This is a genomic window from Pseudochrobactrum kiredjianiae (assembly GCF_030362795.1).
Classification (GTDB): Bacteria; Pseudomonadota; Alphaproteobacteria; order Rhizobiales; family Rhizobiaceae; genus Pseudochrobactrum; species Pseudochrobactrum kiredjianiae.
In genome coordinates, this window is the sequence record NZ_JAUCBM010000029.1 from 1 (window position 1) to 14,215 (window position 14,215).

The 14,215-nt window shown below is 54.3% G+C and carries 11 protein-coding genes; 7 read left to right on the top strand and 4 right to left on the bottom strand.

Features of this window, described 5'->3' with window-relative positions:
• Positions 1-19: 19 nt before the first annotated feature.
• A protein-coding gene (locus QUF18_RS19850) for an IS3 family transposase (RefSeq protein ID WP_374807254.1) occupies positions 20-1,167 on the bottom strand; the annotation gives its coding sequence in 2 pieces (ribosomal slippage) (positions 20-921 and positions 921-1,167; 1,149 coding nt in all).
• A gap of 79 nt (positions 1,168-1,246) precedes the next feature.
• On the opposite strand from QUF18_RS19850, the gene QUF18_RS19855 reads away from it, so the two are divergent.
• Positions 1,247-2,473: a methyl-accepting chemotaxis protein gene (locus QUF18_RS19855; RefSeq protein WP_353074558.1), complete on the top strand. Its 1,227-nt coding sequence runs from the start codon at positions 1,247-1,249 to the stop codon at positions 2,471-2,473.
• Between the two features lie 217 nt (positions 2,474-2,690).
• Here QUF18_RS19855 and QUF18_RS19860 read toward each other — a convergent pair whose 3' ends face one another.
• On the bottom strand, positions 2,691-4,190 hold the full coding sequence (locus QUF18_RS19860; protein ID WP_289388995.1) for a fumarate hydratase: 1,500 nt from the start codon (positions 4,188-4,190) through the stop codon (positions 2,691-2,693).
• A gap of 207 nt (positions 4,191-4,397) precedes the next feature.
• Between QUF18_RS19860 and QUF18_RS19865 the strand changes: the two genes are divergently transcribed.
• Positions 4,398-5,924: a citrate lyase subunit alpha gene (locus tag QUF18_RS19865; protein WP_289388997.1), complete on the top strand. Its 1,527-nt coding sequence runs from the start codon at positions 4,398-4,400 to the stop codon at positions 5,922-5,924.
• A gap of 17 nt (positions 5,925-5,941) precedes the next feature.
• Here the strand turns inward: QUF18_RS19865 and QUF18_RS19870 are convergent, their stop codons facing one another.
• The gene (locus QUF18_RS19870; RefSeq protein WP_289388998.1) at positions 5,942-6,988 is read right to left on the bottom strand and encodes an AraC family transcriptional regulator; all 1,047 of its coding nucleotides are present in this window, start codon (positions 6,986-6,988) and stop codon (positions 5,942-5,944) included.
• A gap of 262 nt (positions 6,989-7,250) precedes the next feature.
• On the opposite strand from QUF18_RS19870, the gene QUF18_RS19875 reads away from it, so the two are divergent.
• From QUF18_RS19875 to QUF18_RS19895, 5 genes are all read left to right on the top strand, one after another.
• On the top strand, positions 7,251-8,330 hold the full coding sequence (locus QUF18_RS19875) for an efflux RND transporter periplasmic adaptor subunit (protein WP_289389000.1): 1,080 nt from the start codon (positions 7,251-7,253) through the stop codon (positions 8,328-8,330).
• Positions 8,327-11,443 carry an efflux RND transporter permease subunit gene (locus QUF18_RS19880; RefSeq protein WP_289389001.1) on the top strand — a complete coding sequence of 1,039 codons (3,117 nt, stop codon included), beginning with the start codon at positions 8,327-8,329 and terminating at the stop codon, positions 11,441-11,443. Before QUF18_RS19875 ends, QUF18_RS19880 begins: the two co-directional genes overlap by 4 nt.
• A 130-nt stretch (positions 11,444-11,573) precedes the next feature.
• A complete protein-coding gene (locus tag QUF18_RS19885; protein WP_289389002.1) occupies positions 11,574-12,572 on the top strand; it encodes an alpha/beta hydrolase in 999 nt (332 codons plus the stop codon).
• Between the two features lie 66 nt (positions 12,573-12,638).
• Positions 12,639-12,983, top strand: a complete 345-nt coding sequence (locus QUF18_RS19890; protein ID WP_136883644.1) for a DMT family transporter — start codon at positions 12,639-12,641, stop codon at positions 12,981-12,983.
• Between the two features lie 121 nt (positions 12,984-13,104).
• Entirely contained in the window at positions 13,105-13,233 is a 129-nt protein-coding gene (locus QUF18_RS19895; RefSeq protein ID WP_289389004.1) for a hypothetical protein, read from the top strand.
• A gap of 219 nt (positions 13,234-13,452) precedes the next feature.
• On the opposite strand, the gene QUF18_RS19900 is transcribed toward QUF18_RS19895, so the two are convergent.
• Positions 13,453-14,136 (bottom strand): IS6 family transposase, encoded by a 684-nt coding sequence (locus QUF18_RS19900; RefSeq protein ID WP_289388726.1) that lies wholly within the window; start codon positions 14,134-14,136, stop codon positions 13,453-13,455.
• Positions 14,137-14,215: the final 79 nt, after the last annotated feature.

Consider the following 14,215-nt stretch of genomic DNA (forward strand, 5'->3'; position numbering starts at 1 on the left):
TTGAATAGCCCCGAGTTTATTAGACACTCTTCGTCTTCAGTTTGTGGTTCTGTTCAAAGTGTGCTGGTGACAGCATACCATTTCTAACGTGTTTGCGTTGCGGGTTATAAAACATCTCAATGTAATCAAATACGTCTTGCCTTGCTTCAGCTCGAGTTCTGTATGTTTTACGTCGAACGCGCTCTCGCTTCAGCAGGTTAAAAAAGCTCTCAGCTACAGCATTATCGTGACAATTCCCGCGGCGGCTCATGCTGTGCTCAAGATTATGTTGTTTCAGGAATGATGCCCAGTCCATACTTGTAAACTGGGAGCCTTGGTCTGAATGTATCAGTACCCGCTCTTTAGGCTTTCGTCGCCACACGGCCATCAATAAACCCTGTAAGACCAGGTCTGTGGTTTGGCGCGATTGCATTGACCACCCGACAACGCGTCGAGAAAACAGGTCGATGACAACAGCCAGGTAGGAAAACCCTTCATATGTCTTGATATAAGTAATATCTGTGACCCAAACCTTATCAGGTGTGTTCACATCGAACTGGCGATCCAGGGTGTTGTCTATGACGATAGAGGGTTTGCCACCATATTTACCGGAACGGCGCTTATAACCAATCTGAGCCTTGATCCCTGCCAGTCTGGACAGTCTCGCCACACGGTTTGGACAGCAGGTCTCCCCCTGATCTCGCAGATCATCGTGTAATTTGCGGTATCCGTAGACCTTGCCGCTGTCATGCCAAGCATCCTTGATCAGTGCTATCTGCCGGATATCTTCATTTGCACGGTGACTTAAAGGCTGCTTCATCCATGCATAAAATCCGCTTGGATGGACACAAAGCATGCGGCACATGGCACGCACATTGAACCGAACACGATGCGCCTTGATAAACGCGTACTTCATTTTGCATCCTTGGCGAAGTACGCGGTGGCTTTTTTTAATATGTCACGCTCCTCCGTGACGCGAGCAAGCTCTTGCTTCAAGCGCCTGATCTCTGACAATTGATCATCCTGCACAGCTGCTTTCTCAGGAGCATTATAGCGCTTCCTCCAGCTATAAAGTGAATGTGTGCTCACGCCCAAGCGACGTGAAACATCAGCTACTGAATAGCCACGCTCAGTAATCTGTTTAATAGCGTCAAGTTTGAATTCGTCGGTGAAATTAGCTTTACCCATCGTAAGCTCCTTGTCTCTTTTTTAAGTCACAAGGTGTCTACAAATCTAGGGGCTATTCATCTGGCTGCTTATCGTTACGCTGAAAACTCCCATTCAGAGAATAACGGCTGTCATGCTCCAACTGGCGTCCGGGAAGGATCCACCGATAGAAACCGATACCAAACGTCTGGACGAAATTGGCGATATGGCGCGCGCGCTAACCGTGTTTCGGGATAATGCACAGGCGAAGTTGCGGGTCGAAGCCGAGAGCGCTCTGCAACGGCAGGAGGGTGAGAAGGAAAGGGCTCGCAACGAATCTGAAAGACAGGCGGCTAACCAGCAGATCGAAACTGCTGTCTCCCATCTTGCTGGCGGACTTGAGCAGCTTGCCAAGGGAAATCTTGCGGCACAGATCGCAACAATGTTCGATGGACCGTTGGAAAAGGTCCGGAATGACTTCAACAGCGCAGCCACCCGTTTGCATGACACCCTCTACGAGATCCGTGACGAGACCGCACAGCTTCAGAATAATGGCGATCTACTGGGTGAATCGGCCCACGAGCTATCGCGTCGCTCCGAGGCGCAGGCCGCTTCTCTGGAGCAGACGGCAGCAGCGATGGAACAGATTGCGAACATTGTTCGTTCAACTGCTGAGCAAGCTGAGCGCGTGAACATTGCGGTCGGCAGCACGAAAAAGGTGGCTGACGACTCCGCGAAAGTCGCTTCCGATGCTCTCGACGCGATGGTCAGGATAGAGGACGCTTCTAAGCAAATCGAGCAGATCATCAGCGTAATCGATGAGATATCCTTCCAGACCAATCTTTTGGCGCTCAACGCAGGAGTTGAAGCCGCCCGAGCTGGTGAGTCTGGAAAGGGATTTGCGGTCGTGGCACAGGAGGTACGCGAACTTGCACAGCGGTCGGGCGCTGCAGCAGAGGAGGTCAAGACATTGATCAGTCGCTCCGCAAACGAAGTTCAGGTTGGCTCACGAATGGTTCGCGACATGAATGCAGTGCTAAAATCCATAGGTTCTCAAATCGTCTCGGTCAGCGAGGAGATCCAATCGATTGCCGCCTCAAGCCGGACACAAGCCGCATCTGTATCGGAAGTGAATGCGGCAATCGGCCATATGGACCAGATTACGCAACAGAACGCCGCGATGGTGGGCGAGACAACCGCCCTGGGGAGATCCGTCTCCGATCTGGCGCTTTCACTCAGAGGCCTGGTCGATCGCTTTACGCTGAGGTCGTCAGTTCAATCTCGGGAGACAGCAAGCGCCAGAAGAAGCGCCGAAATTATCCATTTCGACAGTAAATCTTCTTTGTAGCGAGAAGACGTTGTTCACGAAATGAAAGACACTCCTGTAGCTTTCGGGAGGCGTAATTCCTGCCGAAGGCATCTTTTGGCTACTTTCCTGTCACCAACCGATCATCCATAAACTCTTGCGCGCTGGCTTTGGTCAACAATCGACCGGAAGTTCAATGTACTGGCGTATCAACGCGCAACCGGGTGCCAAGTGCGTTCAAGTCGAGTGAAAGCGGAAACTACGCATCCAATTTCCGCCACTTGGCCGGACCTAGTGTGTGAATGGATTCCCCTCGACAGTCGACGGCGACGGTTACGGGCATCTCTTCGACCCGCAACTCGTAAATTGCCTCCATGCCGAGATCATTGTAGGCGACCCGCTTCGCGCTTTTGACGGCTTTCGAAACGAGATATGCAGCACCTCCGACAGCGATAAGATATGCAGCCTTGTGGCGTGCTATGGACTCAATGGCCTCCTTGCCACGCTCTGCTTTGCCGATCATCACTTTCAACCCGGTTCCGCCGAGAACCTCGTCCGTAAACCGATCCATGCGAGTGGCTGTTGTAGGTCCTGCAGGCCCGATGATTTCCGAACCGACGGCATCGACAGGACCGACATAGTAGATCGCCTTACCCTTGAGATCGACCGGTACGGGATCGCCGGCGCGTAACGCCTCGACCATTCTCTTATGGGCCGCATCCCGACCGGTGTAGAGTGTGCCGGATAGGAGAAGGGTATCGCCACAATGCCAAGCCGCGATTTCGGTTTCGGTCAACTGGTCAAGATTGACATGCTTGTACTGACTTGCGGTCCTGTCCAAAACCAGTTCCGGCCAGTCCGAAAGATCCGGGGGCGTAAAGTGCGCCGGGCCGGTTCCGTCCAACTCGAAATGCATATGACGGGTGGCCGCGCAGTTTGGTATCACCGCCAATGGAAGCGAGGCGGCGTGCGTAGGAAATGTTTTGATTTTAACATCGAGCAAGGTGATCTTGCCACCCAGGCCCTGTGCTCCAATCCCTAAGGCGTTTACTCGTTCAAATATCTCCAAGCGGAGTTCTTCAAGAAGGTTGCTTGGTCCGCGCTGTACGAGCTCAAGCATGTCCATCTCTTCGTTCATCGCCTCCTTCGCCATGAGCATCGCCTTGTCAGCGCTGCCTCCAATCCCGATCCCCAGAATACCTGGAGGACACCAGCCCGCGCCGAGACCCGCAACGTTTTTGACAACCCAGTCACTGACGGAGTCCGACGGCTCGAGTACAGTGAACCGTGCCTTATTCTCCGAGCCGCCACCCTTTGCCGAGACAGCGATTTCCATCTTGTCGCCGGAGACAAGGTCGACATGGACCATTCCCGGCGTGTTATCGCCACTGTTGGTCCGTTTCGAAATCGGGTCCAGGACGATCGAGGCGCGTAAGGGATTATCGTCGTTCAGGTAGGCTCGGCGGATCGCATCGTCCACCATCTCTTGCAAGGTGCGGTCGGAGGCAATCGAGACTTTCATACCGAGCTTGATGAAAACATTCACCGTTCCGGTGTCCTGACAGATCGGACGTCTGCCGATTGCCGCCATTCGCGAGTTAACCAATATCTGCGTGATGGCATCCCTGGCTGAAGAGCTTTCTTCACGCTCGAGGGCAGACTTCATGTGTCTGATAAAATCTGGCGGGTGGTAATACGAAATGAACTGCAACGCTTCCGCGATGCCGTCTATGATATCGCACTCTTGAATGATCGTCATGTTCGGTTCCGGATGTCGCGACGGTATTCACTAACACACTAGCTTTTCGCCGCCGCGATACCAATGAAAAGACCTATTAATAGCTAGAGGATAGAGCAATGGCCTTGTGATTGATTACAGCAATTGCACATAGAAACTTCGCTTGGTTGCTCCCGCAACTTAAACCCCGCATCGTCAGCTCTATAACGGCAGACAAGGAGCAAAGCGATGGAGTTTCCCAGGGACGGCTTAGGGAAGGATCCGCAACCTGATGTCTTAGGCACGAATAGTGATCGACCGCACGAGCTGGCCGCAAGAGAGATGCTGCCCGCGCGCGAGCTGAGGAATCAAAGGCCCCAGACAGTCCTTAGCGTCAAGAATGCCATCGAGGCATGTGGTTTGCGCGACGGCGCCACATTGTCCTTTCACCACCATCTTCGTGACGGTGACGCGGTACTGAACCAGGTTCTCTCGGAAGCGGCGGCAATCGGTCTGCGCGATCTGACGATCGCCGCGAGCTCCATATTTCCAGTCCACGCCCCTTTGACCAACCATATAGCTAGCGGCGTTGTCTCCCGCATTATTTGCGACTACGTGAAGGGGCCGGTGGCCAGCGCCATAGGGTCCGGGCTCTTGCCAGAGCCTGCGCTTCTTCAAACCCATGGCGGTCGTGCCCGCTCGATTTCGAGTGGGCAATTGAAGATTGATGCGGCATTTATCGCAGCCCCGCACGTTGATAGATTCGGTGCAGCAACCGGCTCAGCTGGACGCGCCTCGTGTGGCCCGCTTGGCTATGCGATGGTCGACGCAGACTACGCTGATAACGTTGTCCTGATCAGCGAGGGCCTGTCCGATGAAATTGCTGGGAAGCACGAGATCGGAGCAGGGAAATCCGACTTTTTGGTTGTTGTTCCAACGATCGGCGACAACAGCAGGATACTGTCGGGGGCAACAGCGATCGCGGAAGACCCAGTGAGCCGCGCTATCGTCGATCTCACCTTGCACGTGATAGACTCGAGTGGCCTGCTGTCGGATGGATTTTCGTTCCAGACCGGTGCAGGTGGCATTTCACTGGGGGTGGCAAGCAAACTCGGTACCCTGATGGCGGAAAAGAGGGTGAGGGGAGGATTTATTTCCGGCGGTATCGCTGCCGGTCACGTCGCGCTTCTGGAGGCGGGGCTTTTCGACCGGATATATGACGTACAATGTTTCGATCTCGAGGCAGTTCGCTCATACGAACGTAATGCCCGCCATGAAGCAATGTCAGCGTCACGCTATGCCTCTCCCATCGATCCCGATCCGGTAGTGTCACACCTTGATGTCGTTGTACTCGGCGCAGCGGAAGTCGATCGGCACTTCAACGTGAACGTTGCTACCGGTGGCAACGGTTCAATAATTGGAGGACCGGGTGGCCACCCGGACACAGCAGCTGGCGCAAAGCTTACCATCGTGACGACGAGGCTCACAGCGGGAGGTCATCCTAAAATGGTCGAAAACGTACTCTGCCGGGTAACGCCTGGCGACGATGTCGACGTTGTTGTGACAGAAGCAGGCGTGGCTGTGAACCCCCGAAGAGGTGACCTACTCGAGCGCTTTAGACGCAGTGGCGTTCCGATTAAATCGATTGATGATTTGCGTCGGTTGGCAGCGCTTGATAGTTCCAGCCGTAAACTCGAAGCAACCGGCCATGTTGTCGCGTTCGTGGAACATCGTAGTGGGACCTGGCGCGAGACTATTCCGAGATATACTCGGTAGCTTGTTTAAAGGCACTATTACCCGCTTCTTTTCTTACCGCGGACATGTGTGGGCGTAACTCCGGTCCAACGTTTGAATGCCCGACGGAAATTGTGAGGATCGTCATATCCGACCAAGCGTCCGATAGCCTCAATCGAAAGAACAGATGTATTGAGAAGTTCCAAGGCATGCTCCTTGCGGAGACCATCTTGCAATGCCTGGAATGTAAGGCCTTTCTCGGCCAACCGACGTCTCAGTGTTCTCTCACTGATGCCGAGCTTTCTGGCGATTTCAGGAGCGTTTTCAACTTGCTGAAGGTTCTGTTTCAGAAGATGTCCCGCGGCCTCTACGATCTCGACGCACCGTTCGAGGTCACCTTTGAGCGCGTCGATCGCACGCAAGGCCTGAACATGACTTGGGCGGTCCGCCGTCTTCAAGGTCTCTGTCGCCCAGGCCGAGCTAAAAACAAACGCATCACGCGCTTGGTTGAATGCGACCTCACATCCGAACATCTTTCGATATGCAGCAGAATAGGTCGGGTCAGAATAGCTAATCTCGATGCGCTTTACCCTGAACTTTTCGCCAACCAAGTTTCTCGCAACTTGAAGAAAACTTGCAAACGATTCCTCGACAAAAAAACGGTAGAGATCCGGCTCGTATCCCTGATTTCCGGTAACGATAGCCATTTCCTCAGCATTCAATATCACTTCGTAATCAATAAATCTTCCGGCGTCGCGTTGCAAAGACAGCCCGAGCGTGATGGCCTCTCCAACGGTAGGAGATGTTATTAAAGCGAAACCAATCGGTCCCATCGCTGTGAACGATTCCCGCGATCCTGTTTCCAAGCCTAGAGGAAGACCTTGGGTCACTCGGAGGCAACGTCGGATCATTTCGAGGGACTGTTTTGCAGTCAGTTTGCAATTTGGGTCGGGGAGATCACTTATCGTAAAGCCAAGACCATCCGTTAGGTGCGTCGTTTCGATGTTAAGTGCCGAAAGCGTGAGGACCAGACCTCTTGGGGTCAGCGGGAAAATGTATCCCGACGGAAAATTAAGGCCTACCGCTGTTTTGCTTCTTCGAGACATAGCGCTTCAGACCCTTTAGCCGCACCGGAACAATACACCCCTAAAACTCACGCCGAAGCACCTCACACGCCGCGATTGTCGCGAAGCTTTGGGCTGGCCGAATATGACCCCATCCTGACCGAAAAGCAATCTACGTGCGCGCGAAAGCCTCGGTTAAAGCAAACGCAAGGACGGTTCTCGGACATAACGTTGGACAATCGTACTTCGCGGCCGATTTTGGCCACCAATCTTTTCTAGGGCGCCACGACGCGCGGAGACTTCTATGCGCCAAAAACAACTGGCCCGATTTGCCGCCTTGGCAGCGGCGATTTTTCTGACCGCATGCTCCGAGGAGAAATCAGCGGATAAGCCAATCCGATCCATAAAATATGTCTCCGTACAGGAGGAAAGGATCGGTGAAACGATCTCGCAAACGGGAGAGATTCGGCCCCGATATGAGACAGCTATGAGCTTTCGGCTGGACGGGCTCATGGATTTTCGCGTGGATGCAGGGACGATCGTAAAGACCGGCGACGTCGTGGCCTCGGTCGACAAAACGCCTTCCGAAAACAATGTGGCAACAGCGGTCGCAAACCTGAACTCTGCGAGAGTGGCGGTCGATATCGCCGAACTGAATGCCAAACGCAATTGGGAGCTGTTTGCCAAAAGTGTCGTGTCGCAGGCGCAAACCCAGCAGGCGGATGCCAATCTGCAAACGGCAAAAGCTCAGTTCGACGCTGCAACGACGGCGCTTGCTAACACAAAGCTGGCCCTTTCCTACACTGAGCTCAAGGCGGAAAGAGATGGCATCATCTCGGCGGTCGGCGCGAACCAAGGGCAGGTCGTTGCTGCGGGCCAGATGGTTGTGACGCTCATCTCCGACAACGAGCGAGATGCGGTTTTCGATATCCCCGAGCAGGTCTTCTCAGCCAAGCTGACAGATCCGGAGGTATCCGTTTCGCTTGTTTCAGATCCGTCAGTCACAGCCACTGGTCGCGTTCGTGAAGTGACGCCTTCTGCCGATCCCACCACCAGAACCTATAAGGTAAAAGTCACATTGTCCGGACCGATCGAAAAAATGCCTTTCGGAGCGGCTGTCGTTGGAAAAATTACGGTTTCTCCCGAGCCGCTCGTCCGTATTCCGGCGTCGTCGCTTGTTAACAAGGACGGCGCGAGCGCGGTATTCGTCTTCGATCCATCCTCCAAAACCTTGAAGTCAAGAGATGTCAAGGTCGCGCGTTTTGACGAAAGCACTCTTTACATCTCAACCGGCCTCAATAAAGGCGACATCGTGGCGACTGCCGGCGTGAGTAAACTTCGCGATGGAGAGCTGGTTAAGCTTGACGAAGGAGCCGGGAAATGAGCGATACCGGTTCATCGCACAGCGGCTTTAATCTTTCGGCCTGGACACTCAAACATCAGTCACTGGTGATTTTCCTTATGATTGCGACCATCATCGGTGGCGCATTCAGCTATCAGCGCCTGTCACGCAACGAAGATCCGCCGTTCACCATCAAGACGATGGTGGTCTCGGCCCTGTGGCCCGGTGCAACGACCCGCGATACGGTCAATCTGCTGACCGACAGGCTGGAAAAGAAGCTCTCCGAAACACCACATCTCGATTATACGCAGAGCTATACGCGTCCCGGCCAGTCGGTGATTTTTGTCAATCTGCGTGATGACATGCCGCCAGCAGAGGTGGCCAACGTATGGTATCAGGTGCGCAAAAAAATCACTGATATCGTGCCCAACTTGCCCGCAGGCGTACAAGGTCCATTCTTCGATGACGAATTCGGCGATACTTATGGGACGATCTACGCGTTCCAGGCGGAAGGCTTCTCGCAGCGCGAGCTGCGGGACCGGGTCGATGCAGTCAGATCAGAGCTTCTGTCTCTGCCGGACGTCGGCAAGGTAAATCTTCTCGGAGTCCAGGAAGAACAGATTGTCATAGAATTTTCGGCGATGAAGCTGGCCAGCCTCGGTATCAGCCCGCAATCTGCTTTTGATGCAGTCCGCGCTCAAAATGCGGTTACCCCGGCCGGAATTTTGAAAACCCAGGACGACAAGGTCTCTATTCGCGTCAGCGGCGCGCTGACCTCCGAACAGACCCTTCGTGATCTGACACTCAACATTGGTGGACGCTACATCAGGCTCGACGAGATTGGCACAATCTCCAGAACGCTGGTCGATCCTCCGGCAGCGTCCGTCCGCGTCAACGGGCAGGATGCGATAGGGCTGGCCGTCTCAATGTCGGCTGGCGGGAACCTCCTGGAATTCGGACGGTTGCTGAAAGCCAAAATGGCCGAGATTTCGGCTCAACTGCCGCACGGCATTGATGTCGTTCTCGTCGCCGATCAATCCACCATCGTCAAGGATGCTGTAGGCGGCTTCCTAAAGGTGCTGGTTGAAGCCGTGGTCATCGTTCTCGGTGTGTCCTTCGTCTCTTTGGGTTTGCGCGCCGGGCTCGTCGTGACCGTCTCCATTCCTCTGGTCTTGGCAATGACGTTCTTCGGTATGGAGCTTGCCGGCATCGGGCTGCAACGCATTTCTCTAGGCGCGCTGATCATTGCACTCGGCCTGTTGGTCGATGACGCTATGATCACGGTCGAAAGCATGGTGTCGTGCCTCGAAAAGGGAAAGACCCGGTCATTGGCAGCCAGTTATGCCTACGAGACAGTGGCCTTTCCGATGCTCACCGGTACCCTTGTAACGATCGCCGGATTCATCCCGGTGGGCTTTGCCGCCTCAACTGCTGGCGAGTATACGTTCTCGCTGTTCATGGTCGTGTTGATTTCGCTGGTCAGTTCCTGGATCGTGGCGGTGCTGTTTTCACCAATCCTCGGCACATGGCTGCTGCCCCGGAATCTTCATGGCGGTCATCATGAGGGTAGGGTCGTGTCGGCCTATAGAAAGACGTTGGGCTGGAGCCTCAGACATCGCTGGCTCACTCTCACATTGGCACTCGCAACTTTCGCGGTTTCTTTATTCGGCGCAACAAAGCTGGAAGAACAATTTTTCCCCGCATCTGATCGTCCGGAACTGCTTGTGAGCCTGACACTCCCGGAAAACGCATCCCGTGATGCGACGGACAGGCGTGCGAGACAACTGGAAGCGATTTTGAAGGCTGATCCCGATGTGGACCACTTCACCACCTATGTCGGTTCGGGATCAATCCGCTTCTATCTGCCAATGGATCTGTTGCTTGACAATGATAATGTCTCCGAAACTGTCGTCGTCACCAAGAGTGTCGAACATCGCGACGCCGTGCGCGCGCGTCTCGCGGCAGCGTTCGCCAAGGACTTTGCCGATATCACCACACGTGCGTCACCGCTTGAGCTTGGGCCACCTGTGGGATGGCCAATGAAGTTCCGAGTTTCAGGTCCCGATTACGATACTGTTCGTGGTATCGCCGCCAAGGCGGCGTCAATCATCGGCGCACATCCGGATACACGCGATGTGAACCTGACCGCCGGGGAACCGCAGCGCAGCATTAACGTGATGGTCAACCAGATCGAGGCAAGGGCGCTCGGTATGAGCTCTGAATCCATTGCCAGCGAAATCGCCTCAGTGTTTTCCGGCTCCCAGGTCACTACCGTCCGAGATGGTGACAGGCTGGTTGATGTGGTCGTCAAGGGGATCGATGCGGATCGCACCTCGATTGCGACGATCGGCAATCTTCAGCTTCGCAACGGTGAAGGAAAAACCGTGCCGCTACGTCAGGTCGCCGCAATCGGTTATGGGATGGAAGAGCCGATCATCTGGCGACGTGAAGGCAAGGCGATGATCATCGTTCAGGCCGACGTCGCAAAGGGTCTACAGCCATCAACGGTCTCAATTGATGTAGATAGCAAACTCGAGGGCCTCCGCTCTGAACTGCCTTTAGGATACTCTATCGCTGCTGGCGGCGTGACCGAAGAGGCGGAAAAGGGCAATGCGTCCGTGTTTGCCGTCGTTCCGGTCATGCTGCTTGTCATTGTCGCGCTGTTGATGGTGCAGCTCCAGAGCTTCTCGCGGATGGGCCTTGCAATGCTGATGGCGCCGTTTGGTCTTATCGGCGTGGTCGGCGCCATGCTTCCGACAGGGACGCCAATGGGCTTTGTGGCGCAGCTCGGCGTCATCGCACTCGCTGGAATGATCATTCGCAATGCCGTTATCCTGATTCAGGAGGTCGATGAAAATATCGCTCGTGGCCAGGATGCGCTTGAAGCCATAACGAACGCCTCCGTCCACCGTGCGCGCCCGATCGTTCTGACAGCTTTCGCGGCGATATTCGGGATGATCCCGATTGCGCACCAGATTTTCTGGGGACCCATGGCCTATGCGATTATCGGTGGCCTTGCTGCAGCAACAATTCTTACCCTCACTCTGCTTCCCTGCCTGATGCTGTGGCTGCTGACTGCCGAAGGCCGGAAAAAGGCGCGTGCCGAAGACGCGAGCTCCGATCCTTCCGGCGGGACGGTTCCCGATGGAGCTTAAGCCAGATGCTTTCTGGGCAACCCGTACAGAAACTCGTGCACGAAGCGTATCGGCAACTTCCTTGCTTCCGATGGTTTTGGTGGTCTTGGCACTCGGCCTTCTCACGGCCTGCGGACACAGGGCAGACGTTATGAAACCTGTCGCTGTCGCCGCAGCTGGAACCAGCCGGGTCGATCTTGTCGTTGCGACGACCCGAATGGCCTCGCCGGATCCGGCACTTCTCTTCACCGGGGAGCGGGGAAATTACGTCAGCATCAACAATGTCGTGGTGTCCATTCCGCCGGAGGCAAACCGAAAAACCGGTGAGATCGCCTGGCCCGGAAACGCGCGGCCGGACCCACTAAAGTCATTCGTGACGGTGAAGGCGGCCGGCATGTCGGAAAGTCAAGCCTTCGACTGGTTCAAACGTCGGAGCGGCCCGAAGCGTCGCGCGCTGATCTTCGTGCACGGGTTCAACACGTCCTATGCCGAGGCCGTGTTCCGTTTTGCGCAGATCTCTCATGATATCAAGGTCGATGCAGCACCGGTGCTGTTCACCTGGCCGTCTCGCAACAACGTTCTCGATTATGTCTACGATCGCGAGAGTACGATTTATTCGCGCTTTGGACTGGTTCAGGTTCTCGACGAGGCCATCAAGAGCGGCGATGTCGATGATATCACTATCCTGTCGCACTCCATGGGAACCTGGCTGACGATGGAGGCTCTGAGGGAAATAGCCATACGCGATCGTAAACTCTCTCCGAAGATCACAAACGTCGTTCTCGCCTCACCCGACATAGACATCGATGTTTTTCGTCGGCAGTTGGTGGAAATGGGCAAGAAGCGTCCGGCATTCACTGTCATAACCTCTCGAAATGACCTGGCGCTCGCCATGTCCAAGTGGATCGCGGGCGACGTCGACAGGGTGGGGGGCGGCAATCTCGAAAGGGAGAAGGATCTGCTGGCATCCGATGGCGTGTCCGTCATCGACGCCTCGGACTATAAGCAATCGGACCCTCTTGGCCACAACGCATTTGCGCAGTCATCCGACATGTTGAAGGCGCTGGCAAAACGGATTTCCAGTCAACCACTTGGAAGCCGAGCGCTCAGTCCACTGGGAGAACGATTGCTCGCTCGGACCGGGTCTTAAGGAGCCGCCAAGAGCCGGGCTACTTGAAATCGTTAAAGACAATAAAAGGCAAAGGAAAATCACATCATGAATCCGATTCTTATTTCTTATGGCGCACTCGCCGTAGCGATTATTTGCGAGGTTACCGGATCGACATTTCTTCAGAAGTCGGAGCAGTTCACGCGGCTGGTCCCGACCGCAACAATGGCGTTGTTCTACGTCGCCTCCTTCTATTTTCTATCCATTGCGCTGAAGGCTATGCCGCTCGGGATCGCCTACGCGGTCTGGGGCGGACTTGGCATCGTGTTGACTGCAATCGTCAGTGTCGTGGTGTTTCGCCACCCGCTCGATGCATGGGCTTACGTCGGGATCGCCCTCATTGTCTCTGGTGTGATGGTGATGAATTTGTTGTCGAAGTCGAGCGGACACTGAGGCAAGCGTCATGGTTCAGCGAGACACGAGGGTACCGGCCAAGAGGGCGGACAACACATTGTTGGCTGCAAAATGGGCAGCATGCGGAATTGCTGCCATTGGTCTAGCGGCAGCCATAACAATGGAGGCCCAAACGACCGTAACTGCAAAAGTCATTTGGGTTACCGCAGGCTTCGGCTTCATCATGGTCTTCGTCGGGTTCGCGATCTGGTGGCGGCATTGTCCTGAAAGCCAGCAGGATGATTTTTAACAATCATGCCGCGCAGTGGTTACCGCGGGTAGCGCTGGCTTGGTGCCGAGCCTCATCCTTACTGGACCCGCTACCTGCGCAACCAATTGGTCAGAGAAATTAAATGCGGCCCGGCCCTTGGGCTGCGCAACAAGGAAGACCTCTCAATGCTTGGCTGTGGACTTGGGTTGTGTCGCAAATTTTGCAGTAAGTTAAGTGCGGCCTTATCTGTGGGCACAATTATGCTGCGAGCTCCGCGAACACTACGAATGGCGATTGATTGTCGTTGGCGAATTGATTCTTGCGGATCATGTGAGCCACTTCGATCCCTGCAATGGTGGCTGAAGCGGAATGGAATGCTTTGAAGCCCAACATGTGCTTGGTGACCCGCTTGATGAAACGATGATCCTGTTCAAGAATGTTGTTCAGGTATTTGACCTGAAGAATCTCAATCAGCTTGTCCGTATCGGTGATCTTAAGGATATTATTTATAGCCTGCGCACCAGCCAAATTAGCTCCGCTTTTATCAATAACAATCTTGTTCGGAACACTATTGCTTGCGATAGCCTTTTTAAGGAAACGCCGCGCAGCGCTGAGGTTGCGGCGCTCAGAGAGCATGAAATCAAGGGTTTGGCCGTCACGATCAACGGCCCGATATAGATAGGTCCATTTCCCTTTGACCTTTATATAGGTCTCGTCAACACGCCATGAGCCTAGTGTTGCGCGTTTACGCTTCTGAGCATGAGTTGCAATCTGCGGCGAGTATTTAACAACCCATCGGTTCAGTGTTGCATGGTCAATCTCTACGCCTCGTTCGGCCATTATTTCCTGAAGATCACGATACGAAACTGAATAACGAACATAGAAGAAAACGGCATACAGGATGACACTTTTGGGGAAATGCGTTCCCTTGAAATCGACCATGTTCAATGCCTCTCATCAATCTGTAACCGACGCCACTCATCGCATATATGGTCCGACATAAAAAGTTTGCGACAAAACC